At 73.0% G+C, this 21,559-nt stretch carries 17 protein-coding genes; 11 read left to right on the forward strand and 6 right to left on the reverse strand.

What is annotated here, in order from left to right; translation table 11 throughout:
- Positions 1 to 14: 14 nt before the first annotated feature.
- Complete coding sequence (locus ACGFZS_RS43775) at positions 15 to 770, reverse strand: TIGR03089 family protein (RefSeq protein WP_393799815.1); 756 nt, start codon at positions 768 to 770, stop codon at positions 15 to 17.
- A gap of 111 nt (positions 771 to 881) precedes the next feature.
- Between ACGFZS_RS43775 and ACGFZS_RS43780 the strand changes: the two genes are divergently transcribed.
- Entirely contained in the window at positions 882 to 2,282 is a 1,401-nt protein-coding gene (locus ACGFZS_RS43780; protein WP_393799836.1) for a peptidoglycan recognition protein, read from the forward strand.
- 163 nt (positions 2,283 to 2,445) lie between these two features.
- On the forward strand, positions 2,446 to 3,528 hold the full coding sequence (locus ACGFZS_RS43785; protein ID WP_393799816.1) for a sugar phosphate nucleotidyltransferase: 1,083 nt from the start codon (positions 2,446 to 2,448) through the stop codon (positions 3,526 to 3,528).
- A 104-nt stretch (positions 3,529 to 3,632) separates the two neighbouring features.
- Here the strand turns inward: ACGFZS_RS43785 and ACGFZS_RS43790 are convergent, their stop codons facing one another.
- The 4 genes from ACGFZS_RS43790 to ACGFZS_RS43805 form a co-directional block, all read right to left on the reverse strand.
- Complete coding sequence (locus tag ACGFZS_RS43790; protein WP_393799817.1) at positions 3,633 to 4,643, reverse strand: DNA-3-methyladenine glycosylase family protein; 1,011 nt, start codon at positions 4,641 to 4,643, stop codon at positions 3,633 to 3,635.
- A 118-nt stretch (positions 4,644 to 4,761) separates the two neighbouring features.
- Positions 4,762 to 6,096, reverse strand: a complete 1,335-nt coding sequence (locus tag ACGFZS_RS43795) for a coenzyme F420-0:L-glutamate ligase (RefSeq protein WP_393799818.1) — start codon at positions 6,094 to 6,096, stop codon at positions 4,762 to 4,764.
- Complete coding sequence (gene cofD / locus ACGFZS_RS43800; RefSeq protein ID WP_393799819.1) at positions 6,093 to 7,052, reverse strand: 2-phospho-L-lactate transferase; 960 nt, start codon at positions 7,050 to 7,052, stop codon at positions 6,093 to 6,095. Before cofD ends, ACGFZS_RS43795 begins: the two co-directional genes overlap by 4 nt.
- 33 nt (positions 7,053 to 7,085) lie before the next feature.
- The gene (locus tag ACGFZS_RS43805; RefSeq protein WP_393799820.1) at positions 7,086 to 7,586 is read right to left on the reverse strand and encodes a cysteine dioxygenase; all 501 of its coding nucleotides are present in this window, start codon (positions 7,584 to 7,586) and stop codon (positions 7,086 to 7,088) included.
- A gap of 617 nt (positions 7,587 to 8,203) precedes the next feature.
- Here ACGFZS_RS43805 and ACGFZS_RS43810 point away from each other — a divergent pair.
- The 3 genes from ACGFZS_RS43810 (at position 8,204) to ACGFZS_RS43820 (ending at position 13,840) form a co-directional block, all read left to right on the forward strand.
- Positions 8,204 to 8,467, forward strand: coding sequence for a WhiB family transcriptional regulator (locus ACGFZS_RS43810; RefSeq protein WP_003975777.1), 264 nt, complete (start codon positions 8,204 to 8,206; stop codon positions 8,465 to 8,467).
- Between the two features lie 196 nt (positions 8,468 to 8,663).
- Positions 8,664 to 12,353 (forward strand): glycosyltransferase, encoded by a 3,690-nt coding sequence (locus ACGFZS_RS43815; RefSeq protein WP_393799821.1) that lies wholly within the window; start codon positions 8,664 to 8,666, stop codon positions 12,351 to 12,353.
- A complete protein-coding gene (locus ACGFZS_RS43820) occupies positions 12,350 to 13,840 on the forward strand; it encodes a DUF5719 family protein (RefSeq protein WP_393799822.1) in 1,491 nt (496 codons plus the stop codon). Before ACGFZS_RS43815 ends, ACGFZS_RS43820 begins: the two co-directional genes overlap by 4 nt.
- A 23-nt stretch (positions 13,841 to 13,863) precedes the next feature.
- Here ACGFZS_RS43820 and ACGFZS_RS43825 read toward each other — a convergent pair whose 3' ends face one another.
- On the reverse strand, positions 13,864 to 14,316 hold the full coding sequence (locus ACGFZS_RS43825) for a metallopeptidase family protein (RefSeq protein ID WP_393799837.1): 453 nt from the start codon (positions 14,314 to 14,316) through the stop codon (positions 13,864 to 13,866).
- Positions 14,317 to 14,645: 329 nt separating this feature from the next.
- Between ACGFZS_RS43825 and ACGFZS_RS43830 the strand changes: the two genes are divergently transcribed.
- The 6 genes from ACGFZS_RS43830 (at position 14,646) to manA (ending at position 21,545) form a co-directional block, all read left to right on the forward strand.
- Entirely contained in the window at positions 14,646 to 15,020 is a 375-nt protein-coding gene (locus ACGFZS_RS43830; protein ID WP_359213081.1) for a DUF3499 domain-containing protein, read from the forward strand.
- Between the two features lie 184 nt (positions 15,021 to 15,204).
- Positions 15,205 to 16,821: an L-lactate permease gene (locus ACGFZS_RS43835; protein WP_393799838.1), complete on the forward strand. Its 1,617-nt coding sequence runs from the start codon at positions 15,205 to 15,207 to the stop codon at positions 16,819 to 16,821.
- Positions 16,822 to 17,381: 560 nt separating this feature from the next.
- Positions 17,382 to 18,746, forward strand: a complete 1,365-nt coding sequence (locus ACGFZS_RS43840; protein ID WP_393799823.1) for a phosphomannomutase/phosphoglucomutase — start codon at positions 17,382 to 17,384, stop codon at positions 18,744 to 18,746.
- A 115-nt stretch (positions 18,747 to 18,861) separates the two neighbouring features.
- On the forward strand, positions 18,862 to 19,032 hold the full coding sequence (locus tag ACGFZS_RS43845; protein ID WP_393799824.1) for a Trm112 family protein: 171 nt from the start codon (positions 18,862 to 18,864) through the stop codon (positions 19,030 to 19,032).
- A gap of 62 nt (positions 19,033 to 19,094) precedes the next feature.
- A complete protein-coding gene (locus ACGFZS_RS43850) occupies positions 19,095 to 20,222 on the forward strand; it encodes an SIS domain-containing protein (RefSeq protein ID WP_393667898.1) in 1,128 nt (375 codons plus the stop codon).
- 171 nt (positions 20,223 to 20,393) lie between these two features.
- Positions 20,394 to 21,545 carry a mannose-6-phosphate isomerase, class I gene (gene manA, locus ACGFZS_RS43855; protein ID WP_393799825.1) on the forward strand — a complete coding sequence of 384 codons (1,152 nt, stop codon included), beginning with the start codon at positions 20,394 to 20,396 and terminating at the stop codon, positions 21,543 to 21,545.
- Positions 21,546 to 21,559 lie beyond the last annotated feature (14 nt).

The raw sequence follows: 21,559 nt of genomic DNA on the forward strand, positions 1-21,559 counted from the left end.
GATGAACGAGGACCTCACCGCGCCGAAGCGGTGACCCGCTCGCTCTCGATCCGCTTCGCGATCCCTTCCTCGCCCAGCTCGTCCAGACGCCGGCACAGCACCACGGACCCCCCGACCGCGAGCGGTGCGTACAACCCCGCGCTCAGCCCTTCCCACGTGTCGAAACCGAGCCCCGACAGCAGCCGCGAGCCCGGCCCGGTCAGATCCAGCCCCGGCGCGTCCCCGAGCGCCCGCTCCACCACCTCGGCGCCGCTCATCTCCGCGCCCGCCACGATCAGTGCGGGCTCCTCCGGATCCACGGGCGAGAACGGCGCGAACCGGTCCCCCTGGCTCGGCACCTCCACCGCGTAGTCCACGAACCCGTCCGGGACCGTCGGGAAGCGTCCGCCCAGCGGCCGTAGCGCGAGCGCGACCCGCTCGCCCCGGCACGCCCGGGCCGCCTCCAGCGAGTCCGGCCCGCTCACCACCACGTCGGCCGCGGCCGGATCGCCGGCGACGTCCGCCACCGCACCCACCGACGAGCACGCCAGCAACCACACCGCCGTCTGCCAGTGCGCCGGCAGCAGCAGGGCCACCCGGTCGCCCGGCGAAGCCGCCAGGTCGCCCTGGAGCAGGTTCGCGGTCTTGGCCACCCAATTGGCGAAGGTGGCCACGGACAATTCGACACGTTCGCCCGTGGCGTCGTCGTAGAAGGTCACCAGGGGGCGTCCCGGATCCGCGGCGAGCGCGGAACGCAGCAGGTCGGCAGGGGTGCGATCGGTGGCGTTCACCCGCGCAAGCGTACGCCGCGCCCGCTGCCCGCACCGACCGGCGGGGCCACCGGTTCGGCGCAACCGTTCCCGACGGGCCGTCAGATCCCGTATGGACAGATATGTATGACTATGTTCAATATCAGGGGCATGCGTGGACTCCTGACTTCCTCGATCGGCGTCACCTGCGCGGCGGCCCTCACCCTCCCGCCGGCCGTGCTGAACGTGCCGTCCGCCGTCGCCGCACCGGCAGAGCGGACCACCACGACCACCCTCCGCGGCAGCACCCAGTCGCTGCCCCTCACCCCCCGCACCCGCGAACGCGTCCTCGGCCAGGCCCCCGAGCAGGGCGCGTACAGCGCCGACGTACGGCCCTTCTCGCTCGTCGGCGTCGTCTGGGACCACCCGGGGACCGCACTCGACGGCCGGGTCCAGGTCCGCACCCGGTCCACCGCCACCGGCCGGTGGTCCGGCTGGCAGGACGTCGAGACCCACAACGCCGACCACGGCGCCGACCCGGGCACCGCGGAAGCCGCCTCGGGCCGGGTCCACGGCGCCACCGCACCCCTGTGGGTCGGCGACTCGAACGGAGTGGACGTACGCGTACGCGCCGGAGAGCGGGACGGAGACGGAGTCGATGCCGACGCCGACGACGACGCCTCGGGCCCGGCCGGCGGACCGCCCGTCGGCGGGCGCGACCTGCTGCCCGCGGGGCTGCGCCTGGAACTCGTCGACCCCGGCGACGACACCCCGCCCTACGACGAGCCCGCCGACGGCCCCCGCACCAACACCGAGGACGACGCGTCGGCCGCCGTCAACTCCGACCTCACGGACGTCGACACCACCGAGATCCCCGCGCTGAGCCGCGAGGACACCGAACGCGAACTGTCCGAACTGAACGACACCGACGCCCTGCTCGCCAGGCCGTACATCGGACCGCGCCCGAAGATCGTCACCCGCCGAGGCTGGGGAGCCGACGAGTCGCTGCGCGAGAGGGGGTTCGTCTACACCGGCAAGATCAAGGCGGCCTTCGTCCACCACACCGCCTCCGGGAACGGCTACACGTGCTCCCAGGCCCCGTCGGTCATCCGCAGTATCTACCGCTACCACGTGGTGAGCATGGGCTGGCGGGACATCGGCTACAACTTCCTCGTCGACAAGTGCGGAACCATCTACGAGGGCCGCGCCGGGGGAGTGGCGAAGGCCGTCAGGGGCGCCCACACCCTGGGCTTCAACAACAACAGCATGGGTATCGCGGTGATCGGCACCTACGGCTCGCACAAGCCGTCCGCCGCCGCCGTGACCGCCGTCGCCAAGCTCACCGCGTGGAAGCTCGGGCTCTTCGGGGCCAATCCCAAGGGAAAGACATATCTGAAGTCCGGAGGTGGCAATCTCTACCCAAAGGGGAAGAACGTACGACTGAACGTGATCTCCGGCCATAGGGACGGGTACGCCACCGAGTGTCCTGGCGCCAAGCTCTACGCCAAGCTCGGCTCGGCCCGGACCAGCTCCGCGCACCTCCAGGGACGCTGAGCACGGGGGCCGCGTTCAACGCCGTCGGGGACAGTCGGGGGAAAACCGCATGCCGATACCGCGCGCCTCCGCGCGGCCGTCGAGGGCGCCGTCGCACGGTCTGCATACACTGGCCGGCCGACACAGAGTTTCGGCCGGTCCCGGCAGGAAGCAGAGACGACAGGTGACAGAAGCGATCCTCCTGGTCGGCGGCAAAGGCACCCGGCTGCGCCCGCTCACGGTCCACACACCCAAGCCGATGGTCCCGGCGGCGGGCGTGCCGTTCCTGACGCACCAGCTGGCCAGAGCCAGAGCGGCGGGCGTGGACCACATCGTCCTCGCGACGAGCTACCTGGCGGAGATCTTCGAACCGTACTTCGGCGACGGCGCGGCACTCGGCCTGCACATCGAGTACGTCACCGAGGAGGAACCGCTCGGCACCGGCGGCGCGATCCGCAACGTGGCGTCCCGGCTGCACTCGGGCCCCGACGACCCGGTGCTGATCTTCAACGGCGACATCCTGACCGGGCTCGACATCCGCGCCCTCGTGGCCACGCACGAGTCGACGGCCGCCGATGTCTCCCTCCACCTCACGAAGGTGACGGACCCGCGCGCGTACGGGCTGGTCCCCACCGACGAAACCGGCCGCGTCCTGGCGTTCCTGGAGAAGCCGCAGACGCCGGAGGAGATCGTCACCGACCAGATCAACGCGGGGGCGTACGTCTTCCGCCGCTCGGTCATCGACACGATCCCGCAGGGCCGTCCGGTGTCGGTGGAACGGGAGACCTTCCCGCAGCTGCTGTCGGCCGGCGCCCATCTCCAGGGCATGGTCGACTCGACCTACTGGCTGGACCTCGGCACGCCCGCGGCCTTCGTCCGCGGCTCCGCCGACCTCGTGCTGGGCCGTGCCCCGTCCCCCGCCGTCCCCGGCCGCTGCGGCGACCGCCTGATCCTGCCCACGGCACGGGTGGCGGCGGACGCCAAGCTGACCGGCGGCACGGTGGTGGGCGAGGGCGCGTTCGTGGCGCAGGGCGCGCGGGTCTTCGGCTCGACGATCCTGCCGGGCGCCGTCATCGAGACCGGCGCGGTCATCACCGACTCCCTCATCGGCAACCGCGCCCGCGTCGGCGAACGCGCGGTCCTCACGGGCACGGTCATCGGCGACGGCGCGGTCATCGGCGCCGACAACGAACTCAAGGAGGGCGCGCGGGTGTGGTGCGACGCCCGGATCCCGGCGGGGGCGGTGCGGTTCTCCTCGGACCGGTAGCCGTACGTCTGCGGGTGCGTGGGGGCTGGCCGCGCAGTTCCCCGCGCCCCTGAAGGGGCGCTGTACTCGCGTCAGCTACATAGCTGCGCCCACCCACCCGCACCTCACAACCGGCCGATGTCCCCCCGCGGCATCCGCGGTGCCCGCCGCGCCGGGGTCTGCCCGCTCAGCAGGATCAGGCGGGCCGCCCGGTGCCGCTGCCCCGCGTACGGCTCCAGCAACCGCAGCATCGCCTCGTCGTCGGCGTACCGGTCCCCGGCCAGCGCCCATCCCACGATCCCCGGCAGGTGCAGGTCCCCGACCGTCACCGCGTCCGCCGCCCCATGACTGCGCTGCACGGTCTCCGCGGACGTCCACGGCCCCACCCCCGGCACCACCTCCAGCCGAGCCTGGGCGGCCTCCGCCGTCATCCCCACCGCCTGCTCCAGCCGCGCGGCGACCCGCACCGCCCGCAGGATCGTGGAGGCCCGCTTGTCGTCGACGCCGGCCTTGTGCCACTCCCAGGAGGGAATCAAGGACCAGGTCCGCGGCGCCGGCATCACCCACATCGGCCGCTCGCCCACCCCCGCGGGCCCGGGCGCCCGCTCCCCGAACTTCCGCACCAGCGACCGCCAGGCCCGGTACGCCTCGTCGGTGGTGACCTTCTGCTCCAGGACCGACGGGATCAGCGACTCCAGCACCAGCCCGGTCCGCGTCAGCCGCAACCCCGGCCGCCGATGCCGGGCGGCCGCCACGACCCGGTGCCGGGGCACGAAGAGCGAGGGATCGTCGGCCGAGCCGAGCAGTTCCGGCAGCCGTTCCAGCAGCCACTCGGCCCCCGGCCCCCAGGCCTCCCCGCGCACCTCACCGCCGTACCCGGCGACCCGCAGCGTCCCCGGCCCGGCCGGCGTCAGACTGGCCCGCCACACCGACCCGTCCCGGGTGGCCCGGAACGTCGGATCCCCGGGCCCACGCCGCAGCGGCCCCAGCACCAGCCCCAGATCAAGAGCCCCGCCCGGCTTCCACACCCGTACCCGCCCCGGCGCGACCGCCTGCCGAGGCACCCCAGCGGGCACCACAACCTGCCCACCCCGCACCGTCGCACGCGTGGGCTCAGGAGCAAACCGACCAGCCACTCAAAGAATCCTAGGCCTCAAGCGCCCCTTCAGGGGCGCGGGGAACTGCGCGACAAGCCACTAACAACCCGCACTCGCCCACTCACAACACCCCCACCCCCATAGGCGCAAGCAAAACTCACCGCACCTCGATGAAGTCCCCGACCTCCCGCACCGGCCTCTCCCGCGGAGCCCCCGCGGCCTTGCCCACCGCGACCGCCCCCATCGGCTCCCACTCGGCCGGAAGCGCGAGCGCACCCCGCACCACATCCCGGCAGAACATCGTCGACGACACCCACGCCGACCCCAACTGCTCCCCGGCCAGCGCCACCAGCAGGTTCTGCACCCCGGCCCCCGCCGCGACCACGAACATCTCCCGCTCGGCGGCATCCCGCCGCGGATCCCCGTACGTGTGGGACCCGTCCATCACCAGGCAGGGCACGACCAGATACGGCGCGTTGCGCAGCACGTCCCCCCGCCGTACCCGCTTCGCGATGGACTCCTCCGACTTGCCGTCCTTCCTCAGGTCGGCGATCCACGCGTCCCGCATCGCGTCCAGCAACCGGACGCGTGCCTCCTCCGACTCCAGCAGCACGAACCGCCACGGCGTCGTGTGATGCGGCGCCGGCGCCGTCACGGCCGCGGCGACCGCCCGCCGTACCGCCCCGGGGTCGACGGGATCGTCGGTGAACGCCCGCACCGTGCGCCGTAGCGTCACCGCTTCCCGGACCGCCTCGGACGTGCCGAGCCGGAACATGTCGCTGCCCGCGTCCCGGACCAGCGCGCGTGCGCTCCCGCCCGGGTCCCCGTCCTCGGCGACGACGTGCCCGAGCCCGCGCACCACGGCCACCGGCATCCCCGTGGCCTTGCCCTTCACCAGGTCACCGGCGGCGGCCAGTTCGTCGGCCGTGGCGACGACCGTCGCGACCAGCGGATTGCCGTACGCGTCCACGCCCCCGCGCAGATCGTCCAGCACCTGCACCCCGGCGGCGCCGATGGTGACGTCCGTGAGCCCCGAGCGCCAGGGTCGCCCGAAGGTGTCGGTGACGACGACCCCGACGTTGACGCCGAGGGCGTCCCGCAGCCCCGCGCGGATCGCGCGCGCGGACGCGTCGGGATCCTCCGGCAGCAACAGCACGGTCCCGGAGGGGGTGTTGGAGGCGTCCACCCCGGCCGCCGCCATGACCAGACCCTGCCGGTTCTCCACGATCCGCAGCGTCCCGCGCCGGGCCACCACCCGCACGGTCTCCGCGTCGATGGCGGCCTCCCGGTCGGTCGCCTCGACGATCCGCCCCTCCGCCTTGGACACGATCTTGGAGGTGACGATCACCACGTCCCCGTCGGCCAGGCCCGGCTCGGCCGCGGCGATCAGCTTCGCCAGGTCGTCGCCCTGCTGGACCTCGGGGATCCCGGGCAGCGCCCACACCCGGTACCCGGGCACCGCGTCGGTGCCCCCGGTCGTCGCGTCGGTCATACCCCGCGCACCTCCTCGGCCAGCGCCAGCGCCTCCCGCGCCATCTGCGCGGCCGCGTCCAGGTCGGTCATCATCAGCGGTACGGCCCGGCAGCGGATGCCGGCCGTCTCGATCCGCGCCACGCTGTCCGCGTCCACGGTGTCGACGAGCCAGCCGTCCAGCAGCCCGGAGCCGTAGTGCTCGGCGACCGCCGCGGCCGTCGACTCCACGCCGACCGCCGCGAGCACCTTGTCGGCCATCCCGCGCACCGGAGCGTCCCCGACGATGGGGGAGAGGCCCACCACCGGCACCCCGGCGCCCGCGATCGCCTCCCGGATGCCGGGCACCGCGAGGATCGTGCCGACGGAGACCACCGGGTTGGACGGCGGGAAGAGGATCACGTCCGCCTCGGCGACGGCCTCCAGGACGCCGGGCGCCGGCCTGGACTGCTCGGCGCCGACCGGCACGACCGCGTGGGCGGGCACGGACGCCCGCAGCCGTACCCAGTACTCCTGGAAGTGCACGGCCTTGCGCTCGCCGTCGACCTCGACGGCCACATGGGTCTCGACCCGGTCGTCGGTCATCGGGATCAGCCTGACGCCCGGCTTCCAGCGGTCGCACAGCGCCTCGGTCACCGCGCTGAGCGGGTATCCGGCGCCCAGCATCTGGGTGCGCACGATGTGCGTCGCGAAGTCCCGGTCGCCGAGCCCGAACCAGTCCGGGCCCACCCCGTAGGCGGCGAGCTCCTCCTTGAGGTGGAAGGTCTCCTCGGCCCGCCCCCAGCCCTGCTCCTCGTTGATGCCGCCACCGAGCGTGTACATCACCGTGTCGAGGTCCGGGCAGACCTTCAGCCCGAAGAGGTGGATGTCGTCCCCGGTGTTGCCGATGACGGTCACGTCGGCGTCCGGCACGGCCTGCTTCAGACCGCGCAGGAACCGGGCACCGCCGATACCGCCTGCCAGAACCACAATGCGCATGCGCCAAGTCTTGCAGGCGGGTCCGACAACGCGTCACGCAGTCACGGGACGCGCCTCGCAAGCCGCGGCGGCCGCCGTGCGCATGGGCATCTCGGTCAGGCCCGGGTAGTAGACGTGCAGGCTGACCGCGGGCTCCAGCGTGGCGTTCACGACCTCGTGCGCGTACCCCGGCGCGAACACCCTCTGCGCGCCGGCGCCCAACGCGCGCGTGCCCCGCTCGGTGCGCTCGGTCAGGGTGCCCTCCAGGACGGTCAGCACGCCGGAGGAGCGGCCGTGGTCGTGGAGTCCGCTGCCCTGTCCGGGCACCCAGGACAGCAGCCAGACCTCGTAGCCGGGGCCGGTGCGCAGCCGGTGGTACCAGCGGCTGGTCGCGTCGTACTCGACGAGGTGCTCCCACTGCGCGCGGTCCGCGGCGATCGCCCGGGCGAGGCCGACGAATTCGGCGACGGTCACCGGGTGCTCGCGCGGGGGCTGCAGCAGGTGCGGGACTTCGAGGATGTCGCCGGCGATCTGGAGGTCGTTGTCGCTGTTCATGGGGGTGCGTGGTTCCTCAGTGAAGAAGGTCAGAGGGGAACGAAATGCGAAAACCGAGTCCGGGGGACTCGGTCTGCAGCTGGAGCGGCCGGGGTGTGGCTACGGCTCAACAGCTGGAACAGCAACAGCTACAGCGAGCGCGGGCAGCACCGTGGGACCCGGCGGTGCGGGTCGAGGTGGGCGCCAAGTTCGCGAGCATGCCCACAAGCACATCGGTTCACACCTCGCGTGTCAACTCGACGCCCGGTATGTGGGACATGTTTCACCTCATCCGGTTCATCTGGCTGCCGAAAGGTTTGTTCATCAACCACCCGGGACACATGGCGCACAACCGGGCGCGCGAGCCACTTCGGAACGCGATCGAACATCTGGGCGTCCTTCTTCGTACAGCCTCTGTATGGGGTCGGGGGCCCTCATGGGTCTCGTCTGCATGTCAAGGTTTATGGCGATTTGAACACTTTCCGCTCGGCCTTGGTTCCGCAGAGTGAATAACGGGCCCAATAGCAGATCTCGGCTTGACTCGCCCGGAGCAGCACACTTGTAATTTCACTCGTGTCGTTCAGCCGAAATCGGTAACGGCCAGGCACGGGGACGCGAAAGACAGACGAGGGGCGCACATGACCGAGCTGGTGCAGCAACTGCTGGTCGACGACGCGGACGAGGAACTCGGCTGGCAGGAGCGCGCGCTGTGCGCCCAGACCGACCCCGAGTCCTTCTTCCCCGAGAAGGGCGGCTCCACCAGAGAGGCCAAGAAGGTCTGCCTCGCCTGCGAGGTGCGCTCCGAGTGCCTCGAGTACGCCCTCGCCAACGACGAACGGTTCGGCATCTGGGGCGGACTCTCCGAGCGGGAGCGCCGCCGACTCAAGAAGGCCGCCGTCTGAAGCGGGCGCCTGAAGCGGGCATCCACACAACACACACATCTGATCTGCGCTAACGGCCCGTCGCCGGTGGGTTATCCACAGGCGGCGGGCCGTCGACATGCCCAGCCGATAGTGTGGTCGCTCGTCCGAGACGCCTCGCCGCCACCAGCGGGCGCAGGAGTCCACCGCAGTCCATCGAACCGGGGCCCGTACCTCGATGTCCGTGCACAGCCACACGGCAGCCCAAGACACCGCTGCCACACCAGAGTTTCCGCGTCATGTGGTGACCGCGGTCCTCGTCTCCCACGACGGCGCCCGCTGGCTGCCCGACGCGCTCGCCGGGCTGCTCGGCCAGGAGCGCCCCGTGCAGTACGCGGTGGCGGCCGACACCGGCAGCGCCGACGACTCCGCGCGGCTGCTCACCGAGTCCCTCGGCGACGGCAACGTGCTGCACCTCGCCCGCCGCACCGGCTTCGGCCAGGCCGTCGAGGAGGTCAGCCGCACCGCGCCCGTCCTCACCCCGGACGAGCTGCCGTACCTGAAGCGGCCCAGCGGCTGGGACCCCGTGACGCGCCAGTGGCGCGACGAGGCGTACGACATGCCGGAACTGCCGTACGGCGAGCCCGTCCAGTGGCTCTGGCTGCTGCACGACGACTGTGCCCCGGAACCCGACGCCCTGGCCCAGCTGCTGCGGGTCGTGGACAACGAGATGGAGCTGGGCCGCGACGACGTGGCGGTCGTCGGCCCCAAGCTGCGCGGCTGGTACGACCGCAGGCAGCTCCTCGAGGTCGGCGTCACCATCGCCAACTCCGGCCGCCGCTGGACCGGCCTGGACCGCCGCGAGCAGGACCAGGGCCAGCACGACCACGTGCGCCCCGTGCTCTCCGTCTCCACCGCCGGCATGCTGGTCCGCCGCGACGTCTTCGAGGAGCTCGGCGGCTTCGACCGCAGGCTGCCCCTGATGCGCGACGACGTCGACCTGTGCTGGCGCGCGCACAACGCCGGCCACCGCGTCCTGGTCGCCCCCGAGGCGCTCGTACGGCACGCCGAGGCCGCCTCCCGCGAGCGCCGCGCCGTCGACTGCGCCGGCCGCACCGCCACCTCCCCGCACAAGGTCGACAAGGCCGGCGCGATCTACACCCTGCTGGTCAACGCCCGCACGGCCGTGCTGCCCTGGATCCTGTTCCGCCTGGTCCTCGGCACCCTGCTGCGCACGGTCGCCTACCTCGTCGGCAAGGTCCCCGGACAGGCCCTCGACGAGATCCGCGGCCTGCTCGGCACCCTGCTGAGGCCCGAGCGGATCATCGCCGGACGGCGCAGGCGCGGCCCCTCCCAGCTCGACAAGGGCGAGCTGCGCCCGCTGTTCCCACCGCCCGGCGCCACCGTACGGGCCACCGTCGAACAGGTCGCCGGCAACTTCTTCGGCGGCGACGACGAGATCTCCGCGGCCGGCCGGCACGGCGGCGCGGTCGAGTCCGGCCCCGGCGGCGACGACGCCGACTTCCTGGAGATCGAGCAGTTCGCCCGCCTCAAGCGCATCGCCCGCAAGCCGGGCCCGGTGCTCTTCCTGGTGCTGCTGCTGTTCTCGCTGGTCGCCTGCCGCGCCCTGCTCGGCACCGGAGCGCTCGCGGGCGGCGCCCTGCTGCCCGCCCCGGGCACCTCCGGCGAGCTGTGGTCGCGCTACCTGGACGCCTGGCACGCGGTCGGCGCCGGCGGCACCCCGTCCGCCCCGCCGTATCTCGCGATCGTCGCCTCGTTCGCCTCCCTGCTGTTCGGCTCGACCGGGCTCGCGGTCACCGTGCTGCTGGTCTGCTCGGTGCCGCTCGCCGGGTTCACCGCCTACTTCGCGTCCCGGCCGCTGGTCACCTCGCGCCTGCTGCGCGCCTGGGCGGCCATCGCCTACGCCTTCCTGCCCGCCGCCACCGGCGCCCTCGCCGGCGGCCGCATCGGCACCGCCGTCCTGGCCATCCTGCTGCCGCTGATCGCCCGCGCGGGCGTCGCGGCCGGCGGCCTCGCGAACTCCTCCGGAGCACGCGGCAGTTGGCGCGCCACCTGGGCGTACGCGCTGCTGCTGACCATCACCACCGCGTTCACGCCGATCGTCTGGCCGATCGCCCTGGTCCTCGGCGTCGCCGTGCTGGCCGTCCGCCGCACCGACCTGGCCGCCTCCGGCCTGCGGCTGCTGGTCCAGCTCGGCACCCCGCTGCTGGTCCTCGCGCCCTGGTCGCTGACCCTGCTGCCGTCCGGCTTCTTCAAGGAGGCCGGGCTGGACTACGGCGCCTCGGCCGCCTCCGCCCTGGACCTGCTCGGCGCCAGCCCGGGCGGCCCCGGCACGGTGGACGGGCTGATGCTGATCGGCGTCGTCCTGGCCGCGCTGGCCGCCCTGCTGCGCTCCGAGCGCCAGTCGGCGGTCCGCACCGCCTGGGTGGTCGCCCTGATCGGCCTGGTCTTCGCGGTGCTGTCCAACAGCTCCACCTGGGCGGGCCCCGCGACCCTCGTCTACGGCATCGCGATCCTGTCCGCCGCCGCGCTCGGCGCCGACGGGGCACGCGCGCGGGTCGCCGAGCAGAGCTTCGGCTGGCGCCAGCCGGTCGCCGCCCTGATCGCCTTCGCCTCCGCCGCGGGCCCGCTGCTGCTCGCCGCAGGCTGGATGATCGCGGGCGCCGACGGCCCGGTCGAGCGCCGGGACCCCACCCAGGTGCCCGCGTTCGTCGCCGAGGACAGCGGCACCACCGACCAGGTCCGCACCCTCGTCCTCGACAGCGACAGCACCGCCCACGTGGACTACATGCTGGTGCGCGGCTCCGGCGCCCGGATGGGAGACGCCGAGGCCGCCGCGGCCGACGGCGAGAACGCCCAGCTCGACAAGGTCGTCGCCAACCTGGTCGCCGGCTCCGGCGCCGACCAGGCCGACCAGCTCGGCGGGTTCGCGGTGCGCTACGTGCTCGTCCACAAGGGCGCACCCCGTGACGTCACGCGCGTGCTGGACGCCACGCCCGGCCTGAGCCGGCTCAGCCAGCAGGACGGCGGCGCCCTGTGGCGCGTCGACCAGCAGGTCTCCCGCGCGACCATCGTCTCCGCGAACGGCTCCGGCACGCCGGTCCCGGTCGCCGCCGGACCCGTCGACATCCACACCACCGTCCCGTCCGGCGCCGACGGCCGGATCCTGCGCCTGGCCGACTCGGCCGCGGCCGGCTGGACCGCCACCCTGGACGGCAAGCCGCTCACCCGCACCACCGTGGACGGCTGGGCCCAGGGCTTCGCACTCCCCTCCTCCGGCGGGAAGCTCGACGTCACCTACGACACCCCGGTCGCCCACACCGCCTGGCTGTGGGCGCAGGGCGCGCTCGCCGTCGTCCTGGTCGTCCTCGCCCTGCCGGGCCGCCGCCGCGACGTCGACGACGACCTCCCCGAGGAGCAGCCGATCCCCGCCCAGGCCGTCGAGGGCGAGGGCCGCCGCGCCCGCCGCCTGCGCGCCCAGGCGGAGGCCGAGGAGGAGACGGCCGCGGACGACGGCACCGACTTCCCGGTGCCCGTTCCGGATGCCGAGGGGGAGCAGCCCCCGGTCGCGGTCCCGCACCAGCAGTCGTACGACGAGTGGGACCCGGCGTCGTACCCGGCGGCCGACGGATACAACGCCGCCTACGCGGCCGAGTACCAGGACCCGGGCACCGGCCAGTACCAGACCGGCGGCTACGACCAGCAGACGTACGACCCCTACCAGACCGGCCAGTACGACCCGTACGCCTACGGCGGGCAGCAGGGGCAGCAGGGGCAGCAGGGGCAGCAGGGGCAGCCGCAGTACGACCCGACGTACCAGCAGGGCTACGACCCCGCCTATGACCCGGCCGCCCAGCAGCACCACGGCACCGGCGGCGAGCACCACGACGGGAGCCAGCAGCAGTGAACCGCACCACCCTGTCCCTGTTCGCCGGTACGGCCGCCCTCGCGGCGGTCACCGGGTTCGCCGCGCTCGACCAGCCGGCCGCGACCCCCGCGCACACTGCCGAGGCGGCCGCCCAGCTGCCCGTGGAGCGCACCACGCTGCTGTGCCCGGCGCCCAGCCTGTCCGACATCGCCGACACCTCGTACACGTCGTTCACGCCCGTCACCAAGGGCGCCGCGAGCGACGGCAAGGCCGCGCTGCAGGCGGCCACCGAGCAGTCCGCGGACGGGACGGGCGGCGGCAAGAAGAAGGCCGCCAAGCCGGTCCTCACCCCGAAGGCGCCCGGCACCCCGGTCACCGGCGACACCTCCGGCGCCGACGGGCCCGCCTACGTCGGCACCGCCGAGGGCAAGTACGCGTCCGGCTGGACCGTCCAGGAGACCACCGAGGTCGCCGCGGGCACCGGACGCGGCCTCCAGGGGGTCAACTGCACGCCGGCCGACACCGACTTCTGGTTCCCCGGCGCCAGCACCGCCGTGAGCCGCACCGACTACGTGCACCTCACCAACCCTGACGACAGCGCCGCCGTCGTCGACATCGAGCTGTACGGCAAGGACGGCCAGCTCAAGTCCACGGTGGGGGAGGGCATCACGGTCCCGCCGAACGCCAGCGAGCCGGTCCTGCTGTCCACGCTCTCCGACGAGCGGCAGACCGACCTGACCGTGCACGTGAACGTGCGCAGCGGCCGGGTCGGGGCGAGCGTGCAGGCCCTGGACGACAAGACCGGCGGCGACTGGCTGGCCGCCTCCGCCGACCCGGCGGGCAGCCTGGTGCTGCCCGGCATCCCCAAGGACGCCACGGACGTCCGGCTGATCGCCTTCACCCCCGGCGACAACGACGCGGACCTGAAGGTGCGCCTCGCCTCCCCGGACGGCACCATCACCCCGGCCGGCAACGAGACGCTGCACGTGAAGTCGGGCATGACCACCGCGACCGACCTCGGTGACGTCACGCGCGGCGAGGCGGGCTCGCTGATCCTCACGCCCACCGACCAGTCCGTGCCGGTGGTGGCCGCCCTGCGCGTCACCCGCGGCAAGCCCGGCAAGCAGGAGACCGCGTACATCCCGGCGACCGCGCCGATCGGCACGCGCGCGACGTCCGCCGACAACAGCGGCAAGGGCACCACCCTCTCCCTGACCGCCCCCACCGGCACCGCGCAGGTCAAGGTGACGGCGTCGGCGGGCAGCGAGGGCGGTACGGCGGTGTCCAAGACGTTCACGATCAAGTCCGGCACCACCCAGGACATCGACGCCCCGGTCCCGTCCGGCCTCAAGGGCACCTACGCCCTGACCGTGGAACCGCTCTCCGGTGCCCCGGTCTACGGCGCCCGCACCCTGGCGGCCACCGAGGAAGGCGTCCCGGGCTTCACGATCCAGACTCTCCCGGACGACCGGGGCACGGTGGCCGTACCGGAGGCGGACCAGGACGTGTCGGTGCTGCAGAAGTGATGCCGGGCGGGGGCGCCGGGGGCTCAGTCCTCGCCGTACCGGGGATCCACCGTCTCCGGGGTGAGGCCGAGCAGCTCGGCGACCTGCTCCACCACGACCTCGTGCACCAGCGCGGCCCGCTCGTCGCGTCCCTTGGTGCGGATCTCGACCGGCCGCCGGTAGACGACCACCCGCGCCCGGCGTCCCTCGCGCGCGGGAATGACGCCGCCCAGCGGCACCGCGTCGTCGCTCCAGCTCTCCCCATGCCGGTCCTGGAGCCGGGGCACTTCGAGGACCAGGAAATCGATGTCGGCCAGCTGCGGCCAGCGCCGCTCCAGCCGTTCCACGGAGTCCTGCACCAGGTCCGCGAACACGTCGGCGCGGCTCGCGGCCAGCGGCACCTGAGGAGGCGCGATCGGCCCGCGCATCCCCCGACCGTGGCGATCGCGTCGACGAGGCCCGGGGCCGGCGGCACGGGGCGGTACACGGTTCTCCATCACTGGTGAAGCGTAGTCCTCGCGGGCTCCCGCCGTGCGGCTCCGGGCGCCAACACCACCGGGGGCGACATGTCGGAGGATGACCATTCCAGCCAAGGTTGGGCTCGTTTCCGTATCCCTACGAGACCGGCGAGCTCAAGGCAATTGACGGTGTTTGTACCGAGTCATGACCGGATGCGGTGCCGCCCGAGATCCCGAACGGCGCCGTCCATCCAGGTCAGCGAGGCGTGTCCGGAGGGGCGTGTGGGGCGTCTCACAACACGACACGGTGGAGTGACCTGGGGGAGAGTCGTCGCGGCCCGCTCAAGAGTGCGGTACCGTCCAACGTCGTGAGCCCTGTACGTCGCTGTTCGCGAACCGCCTGCGGCCGACCCGCCGTCGCGACGCTGACGTACGTCTACGCCGACTCGACCGCGGTCCTCGGCCCGCTCGCCACCTACGCCGAACCCCACTGCTACGACCTGTGCGCCGAGCACTCCGAGCGCCTCACCGCCCCGCGCGGCTGGGAGGTCGTCCGGCTCCTCGACGGCTCCGCGCCCGCGCGGCCGAGCGGGGACGACCTGGAGGCGCTCGCGAACGCGGTGCGCGAGGCGGCCCGCCCGCAGGAGCGCGCGGCCCAGGCGGGCGGCGGCGGACGCGGCGCGGACCCGATGGAGGTCGCGCGGCGCGGCCATCTGCGGGTGCTGCGGTCGCCGGACAACTGACGTCCCCTCGGAACAGCCGGCGCCCCTACGGGTGGTGAATCGTTCCTTCTCTCGTGATCCCCTTCCGGTCGCGTTCCGTTGAGTGACGCACGCCCATTGACGTGTGCTTGTCACGGACAGGACCATTCCGGGTAACCGTCGGCGGGAAATCGCTTTCCGCATGCCGGAATCCGGGGAGGCGCCCGTGTACGTCCAGGAACTGGAACCCGTCGCCGGCTCGCTCGGTCTGTCCGCCCTCGTCGCCGCCCTGCCGCTGCTGATCGTCCTGGTCCTGCTCGGCGGTGTCCGTACGAAAGCCCACCTGGCGGGCCTGTGCGGCCTTCTCGCGGCCGTACTCGTCGCGACGCTCGCCTACCGCATGCCCCTGGGCCAGACGCTCTCCAGCGCCGCCCAGGGCGCCGCGTTCGGCCTGTTCCCGATCCTGTGGATCGTCGTCAACGCCCTGTGGGTGTACCGGATGACGGTCCGCACCCGCCACTTCGACGTCCTGCGTCGCTCGTTCGGGCGACTCTCCGACGACCCGCGCGTCCAGGCCCTGGTGATCGCCTTCTGCTTCGGCGCCCTCCTCGAAGCGCTGGCCGGATTCGGCGCCCCGGTCGCGATCTGCTCGGTCATGCTCGTCGCCCTCGGCTTCGACCCGGTCCGCGCGGCCGTGGTCTCCCTGGTCGCCAACACGGCCCCGGTCGCCTTCGGCGCGATGGGCACTCCCGTGGTGACACTCGCTCAGGTCACCGGGCTGCCACTGGACTCGGTCGCCTCGGTGGTGGGCCGCCAGACGCCGCTGCTCGCCCTGGTGGTGCCGCTGGTGCTGGTCGGCCTGGTCGACGGCGCGCGCGGGCTGCGTGAGACGTGGGTCCCCGCCCTGGCGTGCGGAATCGCCTTCGCCGCCGCCCAGTTCGCCGCCTCCAACTACCTCTCCGCCCAACTCGCCGACATCTGCGCCGCCCTGGCCGGCACGGCCGCCCTGCTCGCCGTACCGCACGCGCGTGTGCCCGCGACGGAGGAGGTCCGCGCGGCCGTGCTCACCGGCGCCCGCAGCGCGGACCTCGACGAACCCGACCCGCGCCCCGAAGTCCTGCGCGCCTACGCCCCGTACGCCCTCATCGTCGTGATCTTCTCCGTCGCCCAGATCCCCGCCGTCAAGGACTGGCTGGCGCGGGCCACCCAGGTCTACGACTGGCCCTTCCTGGAGGTCGTCAACCCGAAGGGCGAACCGGTCGGCGGAAACCTCTTCACCTGGCCGGTCGTCTCCACGGGCGGCACGCTGGTCCTGTTCGCCGGCGTGGCCACGGCGGCCGTGCTGCGGGTGCACGCGCGCGTGGCGGTCGCGGAGTGGGCGGCGACGGTAAGGGAGTTGAGGTTCGCGATCCTCACCGTGACGTCCGTCCTCGCGCTCGCCTACGTCATGAACCTCTCCGGACAGGCGGCCACCATCGGCCACTTCGTGGCGGCGGCCGGCGCGGGTCTGGCCTTCCTCTCCCCGGTCCTCGGCTGGTTCGGCGTCGCCGTCTCCGGCTCCGACACCTCGGCCAACGCCCTCTTCGGAGCACTCCAGGTGAGCGCCGCGCACGAGTCGGGCCTCTCACCGGAGCTCCTCGCGGCCGCCAACAGCTCCGGCGGCGTCCTCGGCAAGATGATCTCCCCGCAGAACCTCACGATCGCCTGCGCCGCCGTCGGCCTCGCCGGCCGCGAGGGCGACCTGCTCCGCAAGGTACTGCCGTGGAGCCTCGGCCTGCTCCTGGTGATGTGCCTGATCGTGGTGGGACAGAGCTCACCGGTGCTGGGGTGGATGTTGCCGTGAGGGTGAGGGTGGGGGCGGGGGCCCCGGGTGGGCCGGTCTTGGCAAGTGGTGGCTGTTTCTGGCCGACCGCGTGCTTGATCGCAGCGGTGCGCTTCGGGATGCCTTGGGGCGGCTCGGAGCACGCTGGGCAACGCTCCGGAACGCGCCGGGCCGCGTCGCTGGTTCTGACTGACCGTGTGCGATCGCGCCTGATCGCGGCGGCGCGCGCCTGGCCGCCTCCGAGCGGCTCGGCGTGTGTCGGGCAGCGCCGGCGTGTGTCGGGCTGCGTCATCGGTTTGCCTCGGACCGCATCAACCGCATTGGGCCGCAGCGACCGTGTCGGACCGCATTGGACCGAATCGGGCGGACGGCGGACCGAATGGAGCGGATGGAGCGGATGGAGCGGATGTAGGACCGCGTAGGGCAGGTTTCGGACCGAGTCGGACCGGTGTCGGAGCGTCGCGGATCACGGGGGGATGTCCTCGGGAAGTCGGTCCGGGGTCCGCCGGGGGATCCGCGTCCGGCCCTTACCCGGGCCAGGTAGTTTGGGGCGACCGATGGGAATTCAGGAGGGTTGGCCCGTGGCTGCTGATCTGTCGCAGATCGTGAAGGCGTACGACGTGCGCGGGGTGGTCCCGGACCAGTGGGACGAGGGGCTCGCCGAACTGTTCGGCGCCGCGTTCGTCCAGGTGACCGGCGCCGCCGCGATCGTCGTCGGCCATGACATGCGGCCCTCCTCGCCCGGTCTGACCCGCGCCTTCGCGCGCGGCGCGGCGGCGCGTGGCGTCGACGTCACCGAGATCGGCCTGTGCTCGACCGACCAGCTGTACTACGCCTCGGGCGCCCTCGGCCTGCCCGGCGCGATGTTCACGGCCTCGCACAACCCGGCGCAGTACAACGGCATCAAGATGTGCCGCGCGAGCGCCGCGCCGGTGGGCCAGGACACGGGCCTGGCGGAGATCCGGGAGCTGGCGGAGCGCTGGTCGCAGGAGGGCGCCCCCGAGCCGGCCGCCACGCCGGGAACGATCACCACCCGCGACACGTTGACGGACTACGCGGCCTATCTCCGCTCCCTCGTGGACCTCGCCTCCATCCGCCCCCTGAAGGTCGTGGTCGACGCGGGCAACGGCATGGGCGGCCACACGGTCCCGACGGTCTTCGAGGGCCTGCCCCTGACCCTGGTCCCGATGTACTTCGAGCTGGACGGCACCTTCCCGAACCACGAGGCCAACCCGCTCGACCCCGCCAACATCGTCGACCTCCAGCGGCGCGTCCGCGAGGAGTCCGCCGACCTCGGCCTGGCCTTCGACGGCGACGCGGACCGCTGCTTCGTCGTGGACGAGCGCGGCGAGCCGGTCTCCCCGTCGGCGATCACCGCTCTCGTCGCCACGCGCGAACTGGCGAAGAACGGCGGCAAGGGCACGGTCATCCACAACCTGATCACGTCCTGGACCGTCCCCGAGGTGGTCCGGGAGAACGGCGGCACCCCGGTCCGCACCCGGGTCGGCCACTCCTTCATCAAGGCCGAGATGGCGAAGTCCGGCGCGATCTTCGGCGGCGAGCACTCGGCCCACTACTACTTCAAGGACTTCTGGAACGCCGACACGGGCATGCTGGCCGCCCTGCACGTCCTCGCGGCCCTCGGCGGCCAGACGGCACCCCTGTCGTCGCTCGTCGCCCAGTACGACCGCTACACCGGCTCCGGCGAGATCAACTCCACGGTCGCCGACCAGCGGGCCAGCCTCGCGGAGATCCGCGCGGTCTACGGAGACCGCGACGACCTCACCCTGGACGACCTCGACGGCCTCACCGTCACCGCCGCCGACTGGTGGTTCAACGTCCGCCCCTCCAACACCGAACCGCTGCTCCGCCTGAACGCGGAGGCGCGGGACGAGGCGACGATGACGAAGGTGCGGGACGAGGTACTGGCGATCATCAGGGGCTGAGCCCCCTGAGCGGTCGCTCCGGCGGACGGTCGCGCGTCACCCGTGGCCAGCCCAACCCACCCCACCGGCGGTAACCTGACCGCACGCGAACATCCCGCCCCCGAAGGGAAACCCCATGCCGCTCGAAGCCGGCCTCCTGGAGATCCTCGCCTGCCCGGCCTGCCACGCCCCCCTCAAGGAGCAGGAGGCCGAGCTGACCTGCACCGGTCAGGACTGCGGCCTGGCGTACCCCGTCCGTGACGGCATCCCCGTCCTCCTCGTCGACGAGGCCCGCCGCCCGGCGTAAGCAGCAAGTCCCACAACCGCACCACACCAGGACAAGGACCTCGGCAACCGGAGGCCGCTCCCATGCTCGACGAATCGCTGCTCGACGCCCCGGAGGGCCTCGCCGAGGCCGACCGCCGAGGTCTGCTGCGCGGTGCTGCCGAGGCCGGCGCCCGCGTCCGTACGGCCGCCCGGCAGGCCACCGAGGCCGGTGTCCAGGAGCTGAAGCCGGACGGCCGTCCGCGCGCCGTCCTGATCGCGGGCCCCGGAGTCGCCGCCACCCACGCCGCCGACCTGCTCGGCACGCTGGCCGGCCCCGGCAGCCCCGTCACCCGCCTGGCCCCCACCGGCGTCGCCCCGGCCGCCGGCGCCCTGCGCTGGGAGCTCCCGGGCTGGGCAGGCTCCGTCGACCTGCTGCTGATCGCCACCCCGGACGGCACCGAACCCAGCCTCTCCCTCCTCGCCGACCAGGCCTACCGGCGCGGCTGCTCGGTCGCCGCCGTCGCCCCCGCCGGCACCCCGCTCGCCGAGGCGGTGGCCGGCGCCCACGGCCTGTTCATGCCGATGGCGACAGCACCGTACGACCACGGCGAACCCCTCGCCGGCTCCTCCCCGGGCGTCCTATGGGCGCTGCTCACCCCGCTGCTCGCGCTCCTCGACCGCATCGGCCTGCTCACCGCCCCGCCGGAGGCCCTGGAGAAGGTCGCCGACCGCCTCGACCACATCGCCGAGCGCTGCGGCCCGGCCATCGTGACCTACAGCAACCCCGCCAAGACCCTCGCCTCGGAACTCGCCGACGCGCTCCCCGTGGTCTGGACGGAGGGCGAATCCGCCGGCCCCGCGGGCCGCCGTTTCGCCGCGGCCCTCGCCGAACTGGCCGGCCGCCCCGCCCTGGTCGCGGAACTCCCCGAGGCCCTGGCGGCCCACACCGCCGTGCTCGCGGGTCCGCTCGCCGCCAGTGCCGATCCCGACGACTTCTTCCGCGACCGCGTGGAGGAGGCGCCCGCGCTGCACGCGCGCGTGGTGCTGCTCCGCGACCGGCCCATCGGCGGACTCACCGCCGCGCCCGCCGCCCGCGACCTCGCCCTCGGCCACGACACCCCGATCAGCGAACTGGAGCCCGAGGCGGGCGACGAACTGGAGACCCTGGCGGAACTGATCGCCGTCACCGATTTCGCCGCCGTTTACCTCACGCTCGCTTCCGGGGCCTGAAGTGGACACCGACACCGGGACCGCCGTACGAAGGACGGCCTGAGGGCCGTACCAGGGCGGACCGGTGGCGGAACACAAGGTGAACACGATTGCCGCGCGACGCCGCACGACGTGACTCGCCGCCGTACCGCGCCTTACGCAGACAGAACCGGCCGAGCGCAGAGAGAAGTCATGGACCGCCTCGACAACACCATCCGCCCCTACGCCTGGGGTTCCCCGACCGCCATCCCGAAGCTGCTCGGGGTCGAGCCGAGCGGCGAGCCGCAGGCGGAGATGTGGATGGGCGCGCACCCGGGCGCCCCCTCGCGCACCGAGCGCGGCACGCTTGTCGACATCATCGACGCGAACCCGAAGGCCGAGCTGGGCGAGGCGGCCGTGGCCAAGTTCGGCCCGCGCCTGCCCTTCCTGCTCAAGATCCTCGCCGCCGGCGCCCCGCTCTCCCTCCAGGTCCACCCCGACCTGGAGCAGGCCAGGGAGGGTTACGAGGACGAGGAGCGGCGCGGCATCCCGGTGGACGCCCCGCACCGCAACTACAAAGACGCCAACCACAAGCCCGAACTGATCTGCGCGCTCACCGAGTTCGACGGACTGTGCGGCTTCCGCGCCCCGGAGCAGGCGGCCGAACTCCTCGACGGCCTCGGCGTCGACTCCCTCAAGCCGTACGTCGACCTGCTGCGCGCCCACCCCGAGGAAGCGGCCCTGCGCGAGGTCCTCACCGCGATCCTCACCGCCGACCGCGAGGAGATGGCCCACACGGTCGCCGAGGCCACGACCGCCTGCACCCGCCTCGGCGGCGACTACGCGCCCTACGCGGACCTCGCCCACCACTACCCGGGCGACCCCGGCGTGATCGCCGCCATGCTCCTCAACCACGTCCGCCTACAGCCCGGCGAAGCCCTCTTCCTCGGCGCCGGCATCCCCCACGCCTACCTCGACGGCCTCGGCGTCGAGATCATGGCCAACTCCGACAACGTCCTGCGCTGCGGCCTGACCCCCAAGCACGTCGACGTCCCCGAACTCCTGCGCGTCGTCCGCTTCGAGGCGGGCGACCCGGGCGTGCTGCGCCCCGAGGCGGCCCCGGACGGCGAGGAGGTCTACGAGACGCCGATCGACGAGTTCCGGCTCTCCCGGTACGTCCTGCCCGAGGGCACCACCGCCCACGACCTGACCCTGCCCACCCCGCAGATCCTGCTCTGCACGGCCGGTACGGTCCGCACGGGCGAGTACGACCTCGACCCCGGGCAGTCGGTGTTCGTTCCCGCGGGCGAGAAGGCCGAGGTGTCGGGCGCGGGCACGGTCTTCCGTGCCACGGTGATCGTCTGAGGGGCCCGCGTCCC

The organism is Streptomyces sp. NPDC048288, from assembly GCF_043201555.1.
In the GTDB taxonomy this organism is placed as follows: Bacteria; Actinomycetota; Actinomycetes; order Streptomycetales; family Streptomycetaceae; genus Streptomyces.

Coding starts and splice junctions, on each gene's coding strand:
- ACGFZS_RS43780 (WP_393799836.1), top strand. CDS start 882: ATGTTCAATATCAGGGGCATGCGTGGACTCCTGACTTCCTCGATCGGC.
- ACGFZS_RS43795 (WP_393799818.1), bottom strand. CDS start 6,096: ATGACCGACGCGACGACCGGGGGCACCGACGCGGTGCCCGGGTACCGG.
- cofD (WP_393799819.1), bottom strand. CDS start 7,052: ATGCGCATTGTGGTTCTGGCAGGCGGTATCGGCGGTGCCCGGTTCCTG.
- ACGFZS_RS43805 (WP_393799820.1), bottom strand. CDS start 7,586: ATGAACAGCGACAACGACCTCCAGATCGCCGGCGACATCCTCGAAGTC.
- ACGFZS_RS43810 (WP_003975777.1), top strand. CDS start 8,204: ATGACCGAGCTGGTGCAGCAACTGCTGGTCGACGACGCGGACGAGGAA.
- ACGFZS_RS43815 (WP_393799821.1), top strand. CDS start 8,664: ATGTCCGTGCACAGCCACACGGCAGCCCAAGACACCGCTGCCACACCA.
- ACGFZS_RS43825 (WP_393799837.1), bottom strand. CDS start 14,316: ATGGAGAACCGTGTACCGCCCCGTGCCGCCGGCCCCGGGCCTCGTCGA.
- ACGFZS_RS43845 (WP_393799824.1), top strand. CDS start 18,862: ATGCCGCTCGAAGCCGGCCTCCTGGAGATCCTCGCCTGCCCGGCCTGC.
- ACGFZS_RS43850 (WP_393667898.1), top strand. CDS start 19,095: ATGCTCGACGAATCGCTGCTCGACGCCCCGGAGGGCCTCGCCGAGGCC.
- manA (WP_393799825.1), top strand. CDS start 20,394: ATGGACCGCCTCGACAACACCATCCGCCCCTACGCCTGGGGTTCCCCG.